The 21169-nt window shown below is 36.4% G+C and carries 21 protein-coding genes; 19 read left to right on the forward strand and 2 right to left on the reverse strand.

Going from position 1 to position 21169, the window contains the following annotated elements; translation table 11 throughout:
* Positions 1-545 precede the first annotated feature (545 nt).
* The 4 genes from pnuC (at position 546) to IGK72_RS02935 (ending at position 3177) form a co-directional block, all read left to right on the forward strand.
* The gene (pnuC, locus tag IGK72_RS02920; RefSeq protein WP_002355593.1) at positions 546-1244 is read left to right on the forward strand and encodes a nicotinamide riboside transporter PnuC; all 699 of its coding nucleotides are present in this window, start codon (positions 546-548) and stop codon (positions 1242-1244) included.
* Positions 1245-1252: 8 nt separating this feature from the next.
* Positions 1253-1897, forward strand: a complete 645-nt coding sequence (locus IGK72_RS02925; RefSeq protein WP_002355594.1) for a deoxynucleoside kinase — start codon at positions 1253-1255, stop codon at positions 1895-1897.
* 358 nt (positions 1898-2255) lie between these two features.
* Positions 2256-2678, forward strand: a complete 423-nt coding sequence (locus IGK72_RS02930) for a hypothetical protein (protein ID WP_031323925.1) — start codon at positions 2256-2258, stop codon at positions 2676-2678.
* 112 nt (positions 2679-2790) lie between these two features.
* Complete coding sequence (locus tag IGK72_RS02935) at positions 2791-3177, forward strand: DUF1149 family protein (RefSeq protein ID WP_002358717.1); 387 nt, start codon at positions 2791-2793, stop codon at positions 3175-3177.
* A 46-nt stretch (positions 3178-3223) separates the two neighbouring features.
* On the opposite strand, the gene IGK72_RS02940 is transcribed toward IGK72_RS02935, so the two are convergent.
* Positions 3224-3559 carry a hypothetical protein gene (locus IGK72_RS02940; RefSeq protein WP_002358719.1) on the reverse strand — a complete coding sequence of 112 codons (336 nt, stop codon included), beginning with the start codon at positions 3557-3559 and terminating at the stop codon, positions 3224-3226.
* Positions 3560-3856: 297 nt separating this feature from the next.
* On the opposite strand from IGK72_RS02940, the gene IGK72_RS02945 reads away from it, so the two are divergent.
* The 15 genes from IGK72_RS02945 (at position 3857) to IGK72_RS03015 (ending at position 20383) form a co-directional block, all read left to right on the forward strand.
* Positions 3857-5248, forward strand: a complete 1392-nt coding sequence (locus tag IGK72_RS02945) for an L-cystine transporter (RefSeq protein ID WP_002355598.1) — start codon at positions 3857-3859, stop codon at positions 5246-5248.
* Between the two features lie 132 nt (positions 5249-5380).
* Positions 5381-5761: a VOC family protein gene (locus IGK72_RS02950; protein ID WP_002358720.1), complete on the forward strand. Its 381-nt coding sequence runs from the start codon at positions 5381-5383 to the stop codon at positions 5759-5761.
* 152 nt (positions 5762-5913) lie between these two features.
* Positions 5914-7080, forward strand: coding sequence for a serine hydrolase domain-containing protein (locus IGK72_RS02955; protein WP_023894585.1), 1167 nt, complete (start codon positions 5914-5916; stop codon positions 7078-7080).
* Between the two features lie 98 nt (positions 7081-7178).
* Positions 7179-7889 carry a DUF1003 domain-containing protein gene (locus IGK72_RS02960; RefSeq protein ID WP_002355601.1) on the forward strand — a complete coding sequence of 237 codons (711 nt, stop codon included), beginning with the start codon at positions 7179-7181 and terminating at the stop codon, positions 7887-7889.
* A 539-nt stretch (positions 7890-8428) separates the two neighbouring features.
* The gene (locus IGK72_RS02965; protein ID WP_002358723.1) at positions 8429-9379 is read left to right on the forward strand and encodes a rhodanese-related sulfurtransferase; all 951 of its coding nucleotides are present in this window, start codon (positions 8429-8431) and stop codon (positions 9377-9379) included.
* A gap of 178 nt (positions 9380-9557) precedes the next feature.
* A complete protein-coding gene (locus IGK72_RS02970; protein ID WP_002364792.1) occupies positions 9558-9941 on the forward strand; it encodes an LPXTG cell wall anchor domain-containing protein in 384 nt (127 codons plus the stop codon).
* Positions 9941-10672, forward strand: coding sequence for a WxL domain-containing protein (locus IGK72_RS02975; protein WP_002355605.1), 732 nt, complete (start codon positions 9941-9943; stop codon positions 10670-10672). Before IGK72_RS02970 ends, IGK72_RS02975 begins: the two co-directional genes overlap by 1 nt.
* Before the next feature lie 16 nt (positions 10673-10688).
* Positions 10689-11459, forward strand: coding sequence for a WxL domain-containing protein (locus IGK72_RS02980; protein WP_023895520.1), 771 nt, complete (start codon positions 10689-10691; stop codon positions 11457-11459).
* Positions 11460-11478: 19 nt separating this feature from the next.
* Positions 11479-13578 (forward strand): lectin-like domain-containing protein, encoded by a 2100-nt coding sequence (locus IGK72_RS02985; RefSeq protein WP_070416157.1) that lies wholly within the window; start codon positions 11479-11481, stop codon positions 13576-13578.
* A gap of 22 nt (positions 13579-13600) precedes the next feature.
* Positions 13601-14341, forward strand: a complete 741-nt coding sequence (locus tag IGK72_RS02990; protein ID WP_002375974.1) for a WxL domain-containing protein — start codon at positions 13601-13603, stop codon at positions 14339-14341.
* A gap of 75 nt (positions 14342-14416) precedes the next feature.
* Positions 14417-15511 carry a DUF916 and DUF3324 domain-containing protein gene (locus tag IGK72_RS02995; RefSeq protein WP_016622032.1) on the forward strand — a complete coding sequence of 365 codons (1095 nt, stop codon included), beginning with the start codon at positions 14417-14419 and terminating at the stop codon, positions 15509-15511.
* 201 nt (positions 15512-15712) lie between these two features.
* A complete protein-coding gene (locus IGK72_RS03000) occupies positions 15713-16162 on the forward strand; it encodes a hypothetical protein (protein WP_002381257.1) in 450 nt (149 codons plus the stop codon).
* A gap of 3 nt (positions 16163-16165) precedes the next feature.
* A complete protein-coding gene (locus IGK72_RS03005; RefSeq protein WP_016622033.1) occupies positions 16166-17614 on the forward strand; it encodes a helix-turn-helix domain-containing protein in 1449 nt (482 codons plus the stop codon).
* Positions 17615-17723: 109 nt separating this feature from the next.
* On the forward strand, positions 17724-19628 hold the full coding sequence (locus IGK72_RS03010; protein WP_016627491.1) for a heavy metal translocating P-type ATPase: 1905 nt from the start codon (positions 17724-17726) through the stop codon (positions 19626-19628).
* A gap of 35 nt (positions 19629-19663) precedes the next feature.
* On the forward strand, positions 19664-20383 hold the full coding sequence (locus tag IGK72_RS03015) for an MgtC/SapB family protein (protein ID WP_002358733.1): 720 nt from the start codon (positions 19664-19666) through the stop codon (positions 20381-20383).
* A gap of 47 nt (positions 20384-20430) precedes the next feature.
* Here IGK72_RS03015 and IGK72_RS03020 read toward each other — a convergent pair whose 3' ends face one another.
* The gene (locus IGK72_RS03020; RefSeq protein ID WP_002355616.1) at positions 20431-21168 is read right to left on the reverse strand and encodes an amino acid ABC transporter ATP-binding protein; all 738 of its coding nucleotides are present in this window, start codon (positions 21166-21168) and stop codon (positions 20431-20433) included.
* Position 21169 lies beyond the last annotated feature (1 nt).

Here is a 21169-nt window from a genome sequence, read left to right on the forward strand (position 1 = left end):
GGAATGGCGAAACATCCGTATCAAACCTAATAAAGATAATCGACCTACAAATGAAAGGAATTGTTTGTAGGTCGATTATTTAGGTGAGTCGTTTTTTTTTGCTTTTTTAGGCGAATGTTTTCATGTAATAAGTTAATAAGTGGCCAGATTCGAGAAATAAGGCCATCAATTTTTAAGCATTTCAATAAAAAGAGTGAACGATGGCTGTGTTTGAAGCATGAATATGTGCGGTTGCTTCCGCTTTCGCAATATTAATTTGAAGCGCTACCGTCGTAAAGGGTTCTGCTACAGGTATCATTAGATGGAAACAAATCCATGAATACATAGAAGATTAAAGCAAGATGAAGAAAATATTGTGGCAATAAAGGATATCAGAATGCTTGTAGAATGACTATATGTAGTGTCTTTTTGTTTTTTTAATCAATATATAGTATTAAAATCTTCTTTTTATTCCGAAATCTGATTGACTTGTTTTTTAAAACGGAGTACTCTTATTGAGACGTCAACAGAGAAAAGTTTGGTTTTAGGAAGGTCGGAAATTTGTTGTGAATAAGAATTTTTTGGTGAATGATTTTAAAGGTTGGGAAACGAGAAGTTACTTGTTTTTAGCTTTGATGGTGGGGGTACAGTTGATTGCATTTGCTATCAATCCATCGAATTGGATTACGTTAGTAGGTGGTTTAGCCGGCATCATTTGTGTGAATTTAATTGCCCAAGGAAAAGTCAGCAATTACATTTTTGGGTTAATCAGTGCAGTGATTATTGGCTATTTTGGGTTAGTGACACGGGTATATGCGGAAGTTCTTTTACAAAGCTTCTATATTATTATGGACATTACAGGGCTTTATGCTTGGCTTCGGGCTAGCGAGGATGGCTCGGGTCAAGTAACCGAAGTAAAAGTTTTAAAAGGTATTCAGTGGTTGTATGCCTTTTTCACGTGGCTGCTCATTGGCGTAGCTGCATATATTTTGTTAGGTTTTGTAAATGATGCGCAACAAACATTAGATGCAATCACGTTCAGTGTTTCAGCGACAGGGATGTTATTGATGATTAAACGTTATCAATCGCAATTCGTGTTTTGGCTACTAGGAAATATTTTTTCAATTTTGTTATGGTTCCGAGCAGGGACGCACGCTGGTGGTGATTATGCGATATTTGTTATGTATTGTATGTATACTTTTAACTCAATTTTTGGTATGTTTAATTGGTTGAAGATAAAAAATAAAATGGAAAAAAATAGGTAGGGAGTTCGATGGCAGTGATTGTTTTAGCAGGTACGATTGGCGCTGGTAAATCTAGTTTAACAGCTTTAATTGCAAACCGTTTAGGTTCAGAAGCCTTTTACGAATCAGTTGATGATAATGAGGTATTACCTTTATTTTATGCGGAACCGGAAAAGTACGCGTTTTTATTACAAATTTATTTTTTAAATAAACGTTTTGATAGTATTAAACAAGCATTAACGCATGAAAATAATGTATTGGATCGCTCGATTTATGAAGATTCATTACTTTTTCATTTAAATGCAGATTTAGGTCGTGCAAACGAAACAGAGGTCAAAGTGTACGATGACTTATTACAAAATATGCTCCAAGAATTGCCTTATGCTGCGCATAAAAAAAGACCTGATTTGTTAGTTCACATTCGTATTTCATTTCCCAAAATGTTGGAACGCATCAAAAAACGTGGCCGTCCTTATGAACAAATTGAGACAGATCCAACGTTGTATGATTACTATCAAATGTTGAACGAGCGTTATGATCAATGGTACGAAGACTATGATGAAAGTCCTAAAATTCAAATTGATGGCGATAAATATGATTTTGTCGAAGATCCTGAAGCGTGTCAATATGTCTTGGCGTTAATTGAGAAGAAAATTGAAGAATTAGAAAGATAAATAAAAAGAAGCAAGTCCGGACTTGCTTCTTTTTGACTTAAAATGTGGATAGATAGGCTAAAGTTGCTACTAAATAAAGGAGTGTAGTGCTAAATTATAGAATCGGATTTTAACCTTCCCCTAAGTTAAAATCGGATAATCTATCTATCGACAGTTTAAGTTTGTATAAAATAGCGGTAGCTATTATCAACGAAGTCATTCATCGGTTGACCTGACTTCTCTAGAAGTATACCATCGAAAATAACCAACAGTTGTTCAAAATTTGGACTTAGTAAGTGTAAATTTTGATTGAAAGTTTCTGTAAATCAATCATTTATTCAAAAAATAATGCTCGAAAGAAGGAAGATAAATGGGCTAAATTTGGTTTGAACGCATTCTACGTTGGCGCAAAAAAGCGCAACGATTTTTACAAGGACGTTATGCCCGGTTCGATGAATTGAATCGAACGCTGTTGCTAACAAGTGTCGTGCTGGCGCTCATCAATATTTTTACTGGCTATCTTTGGGTTCGGTTATTGATTTTAATCACAGTCGCCTACGTGTATTATCGCTTTTTTTCAAAACATATTCACCCGCGATTGAATGAAAATCAACGGTTTATTCTTCGAAAACAACGCCTAATGCAAAAGGTTCATGCTTTTCGCAAGCGACACATGACTCAGAAAGAGTATCGTTATTTTAAATGTCCAAAATGTCAGCAGTCATTACGTGCGCCGAAAGGACGAGGAACAATCAAAGTCACTTGTTCAAACTGCCAAAATCAATTTATCAAAAAAGTCTGATCTTCTGTGTTTTTTGGTCTAGGCAACTTTTGGACTTGTGGTATACTTGAGAAAAGAAACCATTGGATATTCTAAAAGGGGAATATCTTGTTAAAAAAGGAGAGAAAAAACAATGGAAATTAAACGCCAACAAGAAATTGTTGAAGCGTATCACTATGATATGCGAGTACCTGATTCAGAAGTAGAGACAGATTTACGTGTCAGTTTTTCACCAATTGAAGTAGAAGAAGAAAATTATCCAGAAAACAGCTCAGCACTTGTTGCTCGCTTAGAATTTCGAATTGTCTTTGACGAATTTGTTTTATCAGGGGCGATTAGCCAAATTAATCACATTATTGATCGTAAAATTGAAAAACAAGAAGATATTTCGCAAGAAGAAGTCGATGAACTTGTACGTCCTTTATTTAGCATCGTCGAACGTTTATCTTATGAAGTAACTGAAATTGCTCTGGATCGTCCAGGTGTCCAATTGAATTTTCAACAATCAGAAGAAGCTTAAACTTTAAAAACAGCGTTTATAACGGATTCCGTTATAAACGCTGTTTTTATTCTTGTGAAGATTTAGCAACCAAAGCTTTTTTAAACTGTTCATAATTTTTTGTAGCGATATCCACATAAGCAATCGGCTGACCAACTTTGGTGATTTTTTCGGGAAGATAGGGAGCGAGCATTTCATTGTACAAAATGAACGCAGCTTCTGGTACTTCCTCTGAAAGAACATCATAACTGATAAAGTCAATTTCATAGGTTGGTTGAAAAAAGGCTTTGATGTTTTGCTGCTCTTTATTTGAAAAGAGCCAAGGACCTCCATTTGCAGGGCTCCCCACAAACAACGTCGCTCCATCACGGTTGACAGAAAGGATCCAACAAATTTTTTGCATACGCTTACACCTCCTAGAACTAAGTATACCACGTCAGCTTAAAAGAAAGAGGACAAAAAACAAATTATTTTTACAGTGACTAGTAAAACAACGCTTGGTGATAGTTTTAAACTATCACAACGGTTATTTTCTATCAAAAAGTAAGCAAATTATCCCACTATTTGCTATAAAATAAGGTACAATAGAACTATCACTGGAAACAGTTTGCTGTTTTCAGGGTATTTACTGGAGAGTGAGTACCGGGAACCTTTACTTCCTTTGATGTACTTGTCATTAAAAACATAGGGAGGAACTAAAATGACAACATTCATCACTGTATTAGTGATCCTTGCATTTATTGCTGTGTTATTCGGTTTCTACCAAATGCAAAAGAAACATTTAAAATTCTCAACACGTGTCTTTTCAGCATTGGGCGTGGGGATTGTTTTAGGTGCAATTATTCAATTTGCTTTTGGTACAGACAGTAAAATTACTACGCAATCAATGGAATGGATCGGGATTGTAGGTAATGGTTATGTAGCGTTTCTACAAATGCTCGTAATTCCGTTAGTATTTGTATCTATTGTAGGTGCATTTACAAAAATGAAAGAATCCAATAAATTAGGAAAAATTAGCTTTAATGTGTTAGCCACCTTACTAGGAACAACAGCAGTAGCTGCCTTGGTGGGGATTGGAACAACCTTAGCGTTTGGTCTTCAAGGGGCAAAATTCACGCAAGGTGCTGCAGAAACGTCAAGAATTGCCGAGTTAGCGACGCGTCAAGATGCGATTCAAGATTTGACGATTCCCCAACAAATCGTTTCATTCATTCCTAAAAATGTCTTTGCTGACTTTGCGGGAACACGACCAATGAGTACCATTGGGGTGGTAATCTTTGCTGCGTTTGTTGGTGTCGCTTATTTAGGCGTTCGTCGTAAAGCGCCAAAAGAAGCTGAATTTTTTGCAAATTTAATTGATAGTTTATATAAAATTACCATGCGAATTGTTACCTTAGTTTTACGCTTGACCCCTTATGGCGTGTTAGCGTTAATGATTAATGTTGTAGCAACAAGTGATTTTGTTGCGATTATTAACTTAGGTAAATTTGTGTTGGCATCATATGTGGCCTTAATCATTGTTTTTGCCATTCACATGCTGATTTTAATTACTTTAAAAGTCAATCCAGTTACGTATCTAAAAAAAGTTTTTCCAGTCTTGAGCTTTGCTTTTACTTCTCGTTCAAGTGCAGGAGCTTTACCATTAAATATTGAAACACAAACCAAAGCATTAGGTGTCGATGATGCCACAGCAAACTTTGCTGGTAGTTTCGGTTTATCTATTGGACAAAATGGTTGTGCCGGCGTTTATCCAGCTATGTTAGCAACCATCGTTGCACCAACTGTTGGAATTGATGTCTTTAGTTTACAATTTATTTTAATGTTAGTAGCAGTTGTCACAATCAGTTCATTTGGCGTAGCCGGTGTCGGCGGCGGAGCAACCTTTGCTTCTCTAATCGTTTTAGGCGCAATGAACTTACCAGTTGCAATTGTTGGTTTAGTAATTTCAGTTGAACCACTTATTGACATGGCGCGGACAGCTGTTAACGTTAACGATAGTATGGTTGCAGGCGTGTTAACAAGTGCTCGTATTCATGAATTAGATCGTGATGTCTTAAATGATCGCGACGTTGTCTTAGATGCAAATATCTAAATCAATAAAACGAAAAGTGTTTGAGCAATGTCTTGCTCAAACACTTTTTTTGAATTTTAAGCGAAAGTGCAGTAATTATTTAAAAGAACGTATATAATAAGTTGTTAACTAAATTCAAAAGGACGTGAAGGAATGTTTTCAAACCAAGTAAAGATTATGTTATATGTGAATAATGTTGAGGAATCTAGTCAATTTTGGCAAACGTTTGGCTTTGTTGAAAAGGAAAGAGAGGAAGTTGACGGCACATTGGTGGTAGAAATTGCACCAAGTGAATCAGCAGAAGCGATTATTGTTTTATATGATTTGGCCTTTATTCAAAAACATTCACCAGAAGTGGCGGGGAATACCCCTTCTTTAATGTTTGCTAGCGATGATATCATTGGTCTCTATAAAAAAATGCAAGAGGCTGGCGTTACTGTTGGTGAAATGGTTCAATTGCCAACAGGCTTAGTTTTTAATTTTGCAGATAACGATGATAATTACTTTGCTGTGATGGGGCAAGAAAGTAAATAAAAAACAGCTTGGCACCAGAATCAATCTAGATTCCGGTGCCAAGCTGTTTTTTATAAAAGTTGAAAGTTTTATAAATTTTACTAAAATCTGTAATTTTCATGAAAATATAGCGTATGATAATGCTGTTAATAGAATAGGCGGAGGTAAGCGGTATGCGTAAACGACATGCAAAGAAAAGACATGGAGGAGTGAATTGGCTTTTTATAGTATGTTTGTTGGTGGTGATTGGTGGTAGTGGTTATTTAATAAAAACGTTCTTTTTCACTAGAGATTCACAAGTTAGTCAAGAATCGAAAGTGGTCTTGGAAGAAGATCGCCGAAGTGATAATTATGCGAATTTAACGAAAGAAATAGTTGCACCAGATAGTGGCGAACTTGATCAAAAAATTCAAGAAACAAATTATATTGGTTCGGCTTTGATCATTAAAGATGATCAGGTTTTAGTAAATAAAGGATATGGCTTTGCCAATTTTGAAAAGCAACAAGCCAACACGCCAAACACAAGGTTTCAGATTGGCTCAATTCAAAAATCTTTTACCACAACCTTGATCTTAAAAGCAATTGAAGAAGGTAAACTTACATTAGATACAAAACTCGCTACGTTTTATCCGCAAATTCAAGGTGCTGAGGATATTACGATTAGCGATATGTTGAATATGACAAGCGGTTTAAAGTTATCAGCAATGCCTAATAATATCGTTACCGATGAAGAAATTATTCAATTTGTTAAACAAAATACCATTCAAGTCAATAAAGGAAAATACAATTATTCCCCAGTAAATTTTGTCCTTTTAGCAGGAATGTTAGAGAAAATGTATCAACGTACCTATCAAGAATTATTTAATAATCTTTATCACAAAACGGCTGGTTTAAAGAATTTTGGCTTCTATGAAACCTTATTGGAACAACCTAATAATTCAACAAGTTATAAATGGACAGAAGACAATTCGTATAATCAAGTGCTCTCAATTCCCGCAGCTAGTTTTGCCCATGAATTTGGGACTGGGAATGTGGATATGACGACAGGTGATTTGTATTGGTACTTACATCAATTAATGAGTGGACACTTAGTTTCCACCGCACTTTTGCAAAAATTATGGACGTCTTCTCAGCAAAGTTATTATCATGGCGGCATCTATGTTCATGATAATTATTTACGCTTACACGGCGTTGAAGCGGGTCAACAAGCCCTGGTTTTATTTTCAAAAGATATGAAAACCGGGGTCATATTGCTAACTAATTGTGTGAATCCAGCGAAATACAAAGAATTAATTGGTTCGTTGTTCCATGATGTAACCAATTTAACTGTTAAATTTTAAAGCAGAAGCAACAACGATCACTCCAAAGCCTTTTTAGGTTTCTTCTGAGAGACTTTATATTAAAATAAAGGGAAGAACGATCAAAGGGAGTGACGAAGATGAAGCAATCAAAAAATAAACAAGTTGTTATTGGTGAATCAACGAAAAAAAACATTTATCTTCAAGATATAGAACAGGAAACGCAAGCTTTTATTCTCCAAAACAATCCACAATTGACAGCTGAATCGATGATTACATTGGCGGAGTTACTTAATTATCGTTTGGATTACATGAAACAATTGGTCGCAAATGATTCTGAAAAAATCCAACAACTGAATGAATTGGTGGTTCAACATATCAAAGAAGATAAGCTGATTTCCAATAATATGAATGAAAAGATGGAAAAGAAATTAACCTTTGGCCAACGAGCAGCGGATACCATTGCTAAATTTGGCGGTAGCTGGGTGTTTATTGGCTTCTTTTGCTTCGTGTTGATTGCTTGGATCGTGATTAACTCTACCACTTTATTGGGACAACCATTTGACAAATATCCTTATATTTTGCTAAATCTCGCCTTATCTTGTTTAGCAGCTATCCAAGCACCGATTATTATGATGAGTCAAAACAGACAAGAAGCCCGTGACAGAGAACAAGCGAATAATGATTATAAAATTAACTTAAAAGCAGAAGTAGAAATTAATTTATTACATGAGAAAATGGATTATATTATCAATAATCAACTAGAAAATTTGGTGAAAATCCAAAATATTCAAATTGAACTTTTAGGTGAATTGCAAGAACAACTCGCCGCGACTTCTGAAAAGGAGTAGTATATAGAAGAGGTCGGGACAGAACCGTTTAGCTCCGAGAACCAAGTAGGTACTGATTAACATCTATTTGCTTTGCAAATAGTGTTTCTCAGCAATAAGAAGAAATTTCCGAAAATTGCTCTTTAATTTTTGGAGACCAAGTAGGTATTGTTCATCATCGAATCACTACGTTCTTCGTGATTCTCAACACTTGGAAGGATTAAGATACGCCGAACACTTGTGTGAGAAAGTCAATTTCGGCTTATTTCCGAAGGACCTTCACCAAGTAGGTACGATGATTTCATCTGTTCATGCTTCACAGTGAAACATCGCAACTCTTAGAGCTGTAGCTCTTTTGAAGGCTGTACTGTGACGAGACGCATGTCGAGAAAACACCTTAGAAGTTGTTGAGATCGGAGCAACGCGTAGTGTTGGTTCTGTTCCCGCCGTTTATCAGGCTTTTTTTATTGTGTGTAAATACACAAGCAAAATAATCGCTTTCCCTTTTTTATTCACCGTATAATGGGATAGAATGACTTTATACAAAAGGGGAAAACAAGATGAAATACCAAGTATTACTTTATTACAAATATACAACAATTGAAGATCCAGAAGCTTTTGCGAAAGAGCATCTAGCTTTTTGCAAATCATTAAACTTAAAAGGCCGTATTTTAGTAGCGACAGAAGGGATTAACGGAACGTTATCTGGTACTGTCGAAGAAACAGAAAAGTATATGGAAGCAATGCAAGCAGATGAGCGCTTTAAGGATACATTCTTTAAAATTGATCCAGCAGAAGAAATGGCGTTCCGCAAAATGTTTGTTCGCCCACGTTCTGAATTAGTGGCGTTGAACTTAGAAGAAGACGTTGATCCATTAGAAACGACGGGGAAATATTTGGAACCTGCAGAATTTAAAGAAGCCTTACTAGACGAAGACACTGTTGTAATCGATGCTCGTAACGATTATGAATATGATTTAGGTCATTTCCGTGGTGCCGTGCGCCCAGATATCCGTAGCTTCCGTGAGTTACCACAATGGATTCGCGAGAACAAAGAACAATTTATGGATAAAAAAATTGTTACCTATTGTACTGGCGGGATTCGCTGTGAAAAATTTTCTGGCTGGTTATTAAAAGAAGGATTTGAAGATGTTGCTCAATTGCATGGTGGTATTGCCAATTATGGGAAAAATCCAGAAACACGTGGCGAACTTTGGGACGGCAAAATGTATGTCTTTGATGACCGAATCAGTGTCGAAATTAATCATGTTGATAAAAAAGTTATTGGGAAAGACTGGTTTGATGGAACACCTTGCGAACGCTACATTAACTGTGCAAACCCAGAATGTAATCGTCAAATCTTAACTTCAGAAGAAAATGAACATAAACATTTAGGTGGCTGCTCATTAGAATGTAGCCAGCATCCTGCCAACCGTTATGTAAAAAAATATAATTTAACAGAAGCAGAAGTTGCTGAACGTTTAGCTTTGTTAGAAGCGGTTGAAGTATAAAAATAATAAAAAAATAAACAAAAAAACTTCGAAAATTATTTTTTGAAGTTTTTTTGTTTATTTTTTTGTCTTTAAAAGTGTTGATTTTAAAGCTTTCTTAGCTGAAACCATTTTATTTTTTAAAAGCGTCTGAAAAAAATAAAAAAATCTAATAAATATTTCTTTTATATAATGTTTATTGGCTGGGCCAGTCAATGTTGAAAATGGGGAAGGAGGAATTCAGATGAAAATCATAAAAAGGTTTAGTTTGGTATGTTTAGGGCTATTGATCATTGGGTTGCAAACAAAAAGCGTTATGGCTGAAGAAAATAATTATGAATCAAATGGTCAAGCGAGCTTCTATGGCACCTACGTTTATGAGAATGAAAAAGAGTCAAATGACATAGCGTATACCCAACAATCAGAAGAACAGGGAAGAAACAATTTAACTGCTTCTGGACAAGCAGTTTTACCTAAAACAGGCGAGTCTGAAAATCCGCTGTATTCCTTGATAGGAGTTAGTTTGTTGGGGGTAGTCATTTATTTAATTAATAAAATGAAACGAGAGAAGGAGCTTATTTAATGAAAAAAACTGTTTTACTTACATCGGCAACCATACTTTTAGGCGTAGGGTTTCAAGCAATAAACGCATCAGCAGCAGAAACTTTTCCGAAAGAATACAATACGGAAGGCACAATTACTTTTGAAGCAGGCGATAACGAAATCACACCGCCAGTTGATCCAGAAAATCCCGATCCTACTGATCCAGTAGACCCAATTGATCCTCCAGGGCCAGGAACGGGTGGTGCCTTATCAATTGATTATGGGTCAAAATTTAAATTTGGCACACAAAAGATTTCTACGGCAGATCAAACGTATTATGCTGCGCCAGATGAAATGAAAGATGGTTCAAAAAAACCAACCTATGTACAAGTAACTGATAAAAGAGGAACGTTAGCAGGATGGAAACTAACGCTTTCCCAACCTGAACAATTTAAAACAGCTACTGGAGAGGAACTAGTCGGCGCTCAATTAACGTTTACAAAGGCAGAAGCTGCCTCAATGGTGGATGAAAAATATAAACCTACTGAAGTCAGTAATACTATTTCCTTAACACCTGGCGTAAATAATAATCTAGCGATGAACGCTAAAAAAGAAACAGGTGTTGGGACTTGGGTTTATCGATTTGGTTCAAATGAAGCAACAAATAAAGAAGCTGTCCAACTATTCGTTCCCGGAAAATCTGTAAAGCTTGCACAACAATATTCAACGAAGTTAGTTTGGGCATTAGAAGATACTCCCGCTAATAATTAAATAAAGGAGAAAAGCAATGAAAAAACAATTCACAGGAATCGTTCTATGCAGTACATTTGCAGTTGCTGGTTGGTCCTTACAAGCGAAGGCAGAAGAGTATCGTTCGAATGGTTTAGTAGAATTTATTCCGAACGTAGATCCGACAGAACCGGTTGATCCAGAAAATCCCGATCCAGAAAAGCCAGTCAAACCAATTGATCCGACAGACCCAGAAGGTCCTAATCCAGGTACCCAAGGACCGTTGTCTATTGATTATGCTTCAAGTTTTGACTTTGGGAAAAATCGTATTTCGAATAAAGACCAAGTATATTTTGCAAGAGCACAGCAATATCAAGAAAATCAAAAAGAAACACCAAATTTTGTGCAAATTTCTGATAATAGAGGAACCAATAGCGGTTGGTCTTTAACGGTTACGCAAAAGGAGCAATTTAAAGCAACAAAGGCGACTTTAAATAGTCAGTTGACAGGTGCGCAAATTTCTTTAGCTAACCCGACTGTTAATAGTAATGCGCAAAATGTTGTGAAACCAGAGGCAACAAATAAGATTGCCCTTGTTCCAGGAACCGCATCGCTAGTGGCAGCTGCGAAGCAAGGAACCGGTGCAGGAACTTGGGCTACTTATTGGGGCAAAGTAGAAGTGGTTGCAGAACGCGATGAAACCAATACGGTACACAATGTTAATGTTACAAAAGATGTTGCGCTATCAGTACCAGGGTCAACCCCTAAAGATGCCGTGAAATATCAAACAAAATTATTGTGGACGTTGACGGATGTACCAGGAATTTAAAAAGTAGAGGTGAAGAGAGATGCGAAACAAACAAAGCCTAGTCTTTTTGGCAAGTAGTTTATTCTTACTACTCCTTGCGCCTATTACTAGCGAAGCGATTAGTAATCCTTCGACAAATATCAACGAAGTCAATCGGGAAATAGTGGAGGAATCGGCCAATGATCAGGCAACTAGCGCTCCTTCTCACTCGGAAACATTAGAGCAAGAACCTTCCCTAGAAACGACAACAACAACCGATAATCATCCAGCAGAAACAGACCAATCAACGGCTACTTTAGAACCTAGCGAACAACAAAAGGATGACGATAACAGTGCAACGGAATCGGCGATAGTTGAACCACAGCCGCGCATGTTGGCTGCGCCATACGCTACTTCATTGCCGGATGATCCTAATATCATTCCAATCGACAAGGTATTTCAAGAACCAATTGGAAATGCAACAAGTATTTTAGAAGGTGGGAAGTTATTACAACTAAACCCAGCTGTTAAATCACAAAAAGGAGCTATTTGGTCAAAAAAACCAATCAGTTTATTGTCGGATTTTACCTTTAAAAGTTATTTGTATTTAGGAAACGAGTATGCAAATGCTGGTGATGGTATGACCTTTACCTTAACGAATGATCCTAGAGTGTCCACAACGCCTCAAGAAGTCATTGGTTCACCTGGGATGGGAATCGGTGCATACTCCACGAAAGCTGGTCAACCTTATGTTAGAAATGCCTTATCGATTGAGTTTGATACCTATAAAAATACTGGTAGTTCCAACCGAATGGACCGAGAAATTTCACAAGATAAGGGAAATGGGCATTTAGCTTTTGTCACTCCGAAAGCTAATAACAACAGCTATACAGGGGAGCATTCAGGCGTCACCGTTGCGCCAACCTATCTATCTAATGGAACCTGGCGCATGTTGACTGTTCATTGGAATGCCGCAGCCAAAGCATTAACATATGATTTAGAAGGTGTGGGCACGAATACGTATGTAGTTTCAGATTTAAATGCACAATTTGGCGCAACAACGGTTTATTGGGGCTTTACATCATCCACAGGTGGCAAATACCAAGAGAATGCTTTAGCAATGACACAAATTCCTACCAACGTTACGTCACAAGCAGCCCTTAGCGTGAATGGTCAGGAATTTAGCTCAGCTGTTGAAGCAGTGAAAAATGATCAGGTGAGACTACGGAATACGTTGAATATTGACAATGACTTTATCGAAGATCGTCAACCGCAAGTAAGCATTGACTTACCTGATGAATTAGCATATGAAGAAAATTCATTAACGATTGATGGTAAAAAGGTAGCAGCCAAAGATCTGACACAAACAGGGAATCACTTAACAATTACTTTAAATGACTACCTAGTTTTAAAGAAGGACATGATTATTGAATTAAAAACAACCCTTCAAGATAATACGCCCGAAAAAGTTTTAACTATGAACTTTGACTATTATGAAGAAGGAACCTTACTGCAAAAGTCAAATAATGTAACGATTACTATTCCTAAACCAACAGAAAAAACAGTAACCGTTTTTTATAAAGACGCGGAAGGTAAAGATATTGCTCCACCTAAAAGTGTAACAGGGAAAATTGGTGCACCCTATCAAGAAAAACCCCTAGATATTTCTGGCTATGTTTTTACAAAAGACTCAGGCAATGCGGAAGGAACAATGACAGAGGAAACAAAAGATATTTATTTTTACTATCGTTTAGGGGAACTATATTTTAAAGAGGCACCAAAACAGATTACTTTTGGTACGGAAAAGATACGTAATCAACCACTAATTAAACTTGGGCATCCCACCGAAGGACTCAAAGTCGTGGATGAACGTAACGCAAATAATTGGCGCTTGCAACTAAAGCAAACGCAACCGTTAACGAATGATTCAATTGTAATGCCAGATGTTTTTTCTTTCGTTTCAACTGCTGGAAGCTCTCAGATTACAAATGAGGCAATTACGCTTTTAGAAAGTAATCAGAAAGGTGAAACAGATTTAACAGCATTACTTGATGAATCAAAACAACAAGGAATTCAAATCAATGTTCCTGTAGCTTATCAAAGAGTTGGAACATTTAAAGCTCGTTTATCTTGGGCGTTAGAAGACGTACCAGGAAATTAAAGAAAAGAATGGAGAAAAGAAAATGAAAAAAGTAACAACAGTATGTTTATCCACATTTATTTTAGGGAGCTTAGGCATGACTTCTCAAGCCTTTGCAGAAGATGGCGGTAGTTATACATCTAATGGTATCGTAGAATTTACACCAAGTGAAGATCCAACTAATCCGGTTGACCCAACGGATCCAACTAATCCAGTTGATCCTATTGACCCAACAGATCCTGAAGGTCCTAATCCAGGAACAAACGGTCCGTTGTCAATTGATTATGCGTCAAGTCTAGACTTCGGTGTTCAAAAAATCACGTCGAAGGATCAGACTTATTTTGCTGCTACCCAAAAATACAAGACGGTAGGCGCAACCGATGAAGTCAAAGAAGGGCCTAACTATGTCCAAGTAACAGATAACCGTGGAACCGAAGCTGGCTGGTCATTAAAAGTGAAACAAGAAGGACAATTTAAATCAACTTCTGGTAAAGAATTGACTGGGGCAGCTATCACGTTTAAAAACGGAAATGTAGTGACTGCTTCAGATTCAGGTAAACCAACAGGCCCAGCCACAATCACGTTGAATTCAGATGGTAGTCAATCAGATGTAATGAGTGCAGCAAAAGGAAACGGTGCAGGAACTTATTTATTTGATTGGGGAACAGATGCAACTACAGCTGCTAAAAGTATTGAGTTAACTGTTCCAGGTTCTACAACCAAATACGCTGAAAAATACGCCACAAAATTAACATGGACGTTGACAGACGCTCCAGGAAATTAGACGAATTTTAAAAAGAAGAATAGCGGGGAACATGGTTACCTGCTATTCACTACATATAGAAAAGGAGTAAATAATTTGAACAGAAAAAAACAACGATTTCTTTTTTTTCCGATACTACTAATTCTTTTAGCGTTAGTACCTAGCAATGGTTATGCCAGTGAATTTAATTTTGCGGTTACGCCTATTCCATCAGAAAAACAAGTAGATAAAGAAAAAACTTACTTTGATTTATTACTAGCACCAAATGAAGAAACTGAGTTGAAAGTGAACTTGCGCAATGATACAGATAAAGAAGTAAAGGTAGGTATTTCCATCAATAGTGCCATTACCAATTCAAATGTAATCGTGGAGTATGGTGAAAATAAGGGGAAAAAAGATCAAAGTTTAGCGTTTGATATAAAAGACTACGTTCAATACCCTAGCTCAGTTCGTTTAAAACCGAAAAGTGAACAAACGGTTTCTATTAACGTCAAAATGCCTAATACACCCTTTGATGGAGTGTTAGCTAGTGGTATCACTTTTAAAGAAGAAACGTCGGATGAAGGCAAACGCCAAGACGATAAGAGTCAGGGGTTATCCATTAAAAATGAATATTCGTATGTCGTTGCATTATTGATGCAACAAAATAAAAAAAAGGTTGAGCCGAATTTACTTTTGAAAAAAGTCTCACCAGGACAGATTAATGCTAGAAATGTGATTTTAGTCAATCTACAAAATGATCAAAAAACATATATTAACCAAGTTGCATTTTCGGCAGAGATTACCAAAAAGGGACATGAAGAAGTTTTATATAAAGAGGAAAAAGCAAACATGCAAATTGCACCAAATACCAATTTTTCTGTTCCTATTGCGCTAAAAGGGCAACCACTTAAGCCAGGAGATTATCATTTGTCTATGACCGTTGTTGGGAATAAAGATGCTGCAGGCTCATTTAAAAAATCAATAAACAATGAATCGATATCTTTTAGAAATCAATGGCAATTTGAAAAAGACTTTACAATTAATGGTGAAGTTGCCAAAGAATTAAATGAAAAAGATGTCACCTTAAAAGAAAATCATTCGAATTTATATTTGATGATTGGCTTACTACTTTTATTGATAGTGATTTTAATCATTGCCTGGTTGATTTGGCGAAAAAAGAAACAGGAAAAAAACGAAAGAGAAATATAAAGAGTAGTTAATTTTTGATTTGATTATCGGCAACGTTTTTGTTTGTTTTTACTTATCAAACATGCAGTTTATTCAACAAACCTAACTCAAAAAAAGAAATAATAAGAAGGAGTATTGTTAAATATCGTCTGATACCACTTTACTAGTTATATTTTTTGTTTTGTTATGTAGCTAAAGTATTTGGCAATATATGTGAGAAAAATGGATAAATACAAACATTTACTATTATGGAGTACATTGTTACTCTCGTTTTTTCAAGTAACCAATGTGCAAGCAGCAGAAGAACGGAATCCAATTTATAATCCGACCAATCCAACAGAAGAAATTTATCCGATTGAGAATACTGGCACACCAGAAAAAATGGAAGAAACAAATGAAAGTACTATTACTAGCGAAACGCAAGCGGAAGAAAGTAGCGAAGACGTTAGTAAAAAAGAAGTGACAACCAATAATCCAAAAACAAATGAAGAAAGGCCTTCTTCCAAGAAAAGTCAGCATCAAGTATTTTTCACGGATGAATTATTTGATGCTAGCCATATCACCATTGTACCAAATAGCACAGGCGGTGCTGGAACGGAGGGGCAAAACACTTTTTACTTGAATTTCATACGGGAATTAGTAGGAACGGCTATTTATGGGAGAAAGAACTGATAAATGATGAATTATGAAATTTTTTTAAATAAAGAAGATCAACGAAGTTATTCCTTGCTAAGGCATTTAGAAGAAAGTCCCACGCTATCAGGTACTTTTATTGCACTTCGCGAAGAATTATCAATGTCGAATTTTTTAGTCAAAAAAACATTAGAAAAATTAAAAGCAGATATTGACAATCTAAAGTTAAGCGACAGCTTAACTTTAGTCGTTTCTGATGTAGATGTTACACTTGAAATTGATGGAAACTATTCAAGTAAACTTTTGCTCACGAAATACTTAACAGAATCGCTCTCTTTTAAATTAGTGTTGTCTTACTTTAGAGGAAATTATAGTTTGACAAAGTTTGCTGAATGTAATCATGTCAGCACCTCTGTGGCGTATAGTACCTTACAGCGGCTAAAAAAAGCCTTAAAGGAGTATCAGATCTATTTTAGTAAACGGGAAATTGTCGGCAATCAAAAAGCAATTTCATTTTTTTTGTATAAATTGTTCACGCTTTCCAATCAACCAATTTCCGAATTATATTCGGTAAAAGTCTATAATGAAGCGAAACGTGTATTACAGTCTGTTGAGTTAAACTATACTTTCACCACCTATGAGCGACGCAATTTTTTCCATTATTTAGCTATTATGATTAACAACGAAGGACGTGCGGTGGAAGGGATCGATACACGTGCACTAAATACATTTTCAGAAGAATTAATAAAAAAATCGCAAGTGGCATGGGCATTGTCCTCAAAATCATTAACGTATACGATTGTTTTTTTCTTGTATTTGCATGGCAAACTAGAGAAAAAATATGTCATTCATGAAGATCCTACGATTGAAAGCCTAACTCGTGTTTTCATTGGAAGTTTTGAAAAAGCATTTAATTGTTTAGAGGAGTCAACAAGGAATACTCTAGAAGAAGGGTTAGCAATTATTCATTTCAATGTTATTTACTTTCCGATTAATATGTTTGACGATTTTGAAATGGATTTACAGTTTTTTAAGCAAACATATCCGGAATTTTATTTTTATTTAATTGAATATATTCGTTGGTTAACAGCAAAACATAAAAAAATTGCGAAAGCCAATCACTGTTTGTTTTTTAACTATCTATTGTTGCTAATTAATCATGTTCCGGTTCATTTAATTGCAGAGCCAGCCAAGGTCCTAATTGATTTTTCTTATGGAAAAGAGTATAACCAATTCATCAAAAAAAATTTATCCGTCTATGTGAATTTAAATGTAGAAATTATTGACCCGTTATCAGATACCTTACCAGATGTGGTGATTACCAATTTAAATAACTTGTATCAAGAAGAAAAGAGTAAAGTTATGGTTTGGCTGGATCCACCTCGTTCGATTGATTGGGTCAATTTAACGCAATCATTATTGACTATTCAAGAAGAAAAATATCAACAACAAAAAGAATCGACAAAGACAAGCGGTGATCCTATCGAATAGAATCATCGCTTGTCTTTGTGTTTAAGTCTTTACAAAACCACCTAAGTGTTTTATAATATGAATATACATTCATATGAATAGGAAAACATTAATAAGGAGGCGCATAACAATGTCAAAACAAACAGGTGCACACACACATGAAGAAAAAGGTAAAAACGTTCCAGTTATTCTCTTTTTTACAGGATTGGCTCTTTTCTTTATCGGTTTATTTTTAGGGAACATGCTCTTAGTGAAAAATATTCTTTTCTCGTTAGCTGCTATTTTAGCTGGTTATCATATTATTGGGGAAGGCTTTGGAGATACGTATCGGGATACGAAAAACAATCGAAAGTTTTCGCCTAATATTCATTTGTTAATGACCTTAGCTGCAGTTGGTTCAGCATTAATGGGAAGTTTTGAAGAATCAGCATTGTTGATTTTGATTTTTGCGGCGGCGCATTTCCTTGAAGATTATGCTCAAGGCAAAAGCCAACGTGAAATTACAAAACTATTAAATTTAAATCCAACAGAAGCTCGCCTGATAACAGATGACGGCTCAATTCAAACTGTGTCAGTTGAACAATTGAAGATTGGTGACCGCGTGCAAGTCCTCAATGGTGCGCAAATCCCGACAGATGGCGTCGTGATTGAAGGAAGTACCGCTGTGGATGAATCATCTATTAATGGGGAAAGTATTCCCAAAGAAAAAAATAGTGGGGACCCAGTTTTTGGTAGTACTATGAACGGTTCAGGCACAATTGTTGTTGAAGTAACGAAAGATAGTTCAGAAACAGTTTTTGCAAAAATCGTACAGCTCGTGAACCAATCACAAGAAAATCAATCAGAAATTGCAAGCAAAATTAAACGATTTGAACCAAAATATGTCACACTAGTTTTAGCAGTTTTTCCACTAATTGTTTTAGGTGGCGCATTACTTTTCCAATTGACTTGGGCTGAAAGTTTTTACAGAGGCTTGGTTTTCTTAATTGCTGCCTCACCTTGTGCACTAGCAGCGAGTGCCGTTCCGGCAACTTTATCAGGAATTTCCAATTTAGCAAAACAAGGCGTTTTGTTTAAAGGTGGCTCATTCTTATCAAATTTAGCTGAAGTGAAAGCACTCGCTTTTGATAAAACAGGCACGCTAACAAAAGGCAAACCTGAGGTAACAGATTATCTTTTTGTTGATGGCTTAGAAGATCGCCAAGACGAATTAGTAGCTGTTTTAACAAATATGGAGAAAAAATCCAATCATCCATTGGCGACGGCGATTGTTAATCGCTTTGAAGTAGAAACAACGGCTTTAAATTTAGAAGTAGAAAATATTGTTGGGGTGGGTTTAGTAACGACCATTGCAGACACAACTTTTAGAATTGGTAAACCATCTAGTTTTGAACAAGTGCCAACAATCATTGAGAAACAAACAACGAAATTAGCGAGTGAAGGCAAAACGGTAGTGTACTTTGCCGAAAATGAACAAGTGATTGGTTTAGTGGCATTGATGGATGTTCCTAATGAAGAAGCAATGAACGCCATTCACTATTTCAAGTCACAAAATATTGAAACAACAATGATTACAGGAGATGCAAAACTTACGGGTGAAGCAGTTGGTCGCTTAGTAGGCGTGGACCAAGTTTATGCTAATGTTTTACCTGAGGAAAAATCAGCGATTGTTGATCAATTAAAACGCGAAGTAGGAATGACAGGGATGGTTGGTGATGGCATTAATGATGCACCGGCTTTAGTGAATGCTGATATCGGAGTGGCGATGGGGGATGGTACAGACATTGCTATCGATGTTGCAGACGTGGTAGTGATGAAAAATGATCTTTCTAAATTAGGCTATGCTCACCGTGTCTCAAAACGCTTGAATAAAATTGTGCAGCAAAATATTATTTTTTCAATGTTAGTGGTAGCAACGTTAATTATCTTGAACTTTTTAGGTATTGCGAATATCGCATTTAGCGTACTTATTCATGAAGGAAGTACCTTAGTGGTCATTTTTAATGGCTTGCGTTTATTAGTTAATACAAAATAAGTCAAATAGTCATTTGCAAGAAAGGAGAGAAAGCGATGAATTCTTTAAAAATGATTGAACTTTCTCTCACCGACGTTGTCATTCGGATGGCTCTAGCCGTGGTTTTTGGAGCATTGATTGGGTTAGAAAGAAGTATTAAAAGAAAAGGCTTCGGTATCAGTAGTAATGCCATTTTATGTTTGGCCTCTTGTACGATTTCCATTTTACAGATTCAATCGGTGGATATTTTAGTCGATGTGGTGAAACAAAATAGCGCCTTGGCGTCCATTATTTCTATGGATATTACACGATATGGCGCCCAAGTGATTAGTGGTGTAGGCTTTCTCGGTGCGGGGATTATCGTTTTTAGAGAAAGGAAAGTCTCTGGGTTAACGACAGCAGTAATGATGTGGAATGTTACTATTATTGGTTTAGTCATTGGGATGGGCTTTTTAACCATTGCGTTTATCAATCTCGTGGCGACTTTGCTAGTATTAGCTCTGGCCCATTTTAAACGAAAAACTCCTTTAAAACGATTGCAGCTTATCGTAAAAATGAAGGAACCTATGATTAAAGAAAGCCGACTGCATGAACAACTTCAAGATTCTTTAGAAAAAGGGGAGCGCTTAGTAGAATTGACTTTGGAATCCGAACAAGAGGCAGTGACAGCAAAGATTTCTTATGTAGGCAAAGAAGATTTCTGGCATTCCAACTTGCACCATCTCTTGAAAGAAAAAGGGCACGTTCAATCTGTCTCTGTCACGGAAACAATTTAACCATAAAATAAAGCACTTGGGCGCTAGCGCGCGCCAAGTGCTTTTGTTTAAATATTTAATACTTTATCTAAGAAATCTTTTGTTCGAGGGTTTTGAGGATTTTCAAAGACTTGCTCTGGCGAACCATCTTCTAGGAAGTTACCGCCATCAATGAACATTACTCGATTAGCCACTTCTTTTGCAAAGCCCATTTCGTGAGTAACGATGACCATTGTCATTCCTTGTTTTGCTAAATCTTTCATTACACCAAGAACATCGCCAACCATTTCTGGATCAAGGGCTGATGTTGGCTCATCGAAAAGCATAATATCAGGATTCATCGCTAACGCACGTGCAATTGCGACACGTTGTTTTTGACCACCAGATAAAGAATCTGGATAGGCATCTTTTTTATCTGCCAACCCAACACGTTCTAAAAGTTCTAACGCTTTTTTCTCCGCTTCGTCTTTTGATAAGCGACCTAAATCGGTTGGTGCTAAAACAATATTTTCTAAAATAGATAGATGTGGAAACAAATTGAAATGTTGGAAAACCATGCCGATATGTTGACGGACTTGGTTGATGTCCGTATTTTTATCTGTCAAGTTCGCACCATCAATAATAATGTCTCCGCTAGAAGCTTCTTCTAATTGATTCAAGCAACGTAAAAAAGTACTTTTACCAGAACCAGAAGGACCGATGACGCAGACTACGTCGCCTTCGTTAATAGAAACATTAATGTCGTTTAAGACCGTGTTGTCACCATATTTTTTTACTAAATGTTCAACTAAGATTTTTTCAGTCATA

Source organism: Enterococcus sp. DIV0183 (genome assembly GCF_050541505.1).
In the GTDB taxonomy this organism is placed as follows: Bacteria; Bacillota; Bacilli; order Lactobacillales; family Enterococcaceae; genus Enterococcus; species Enterococcus faecalis.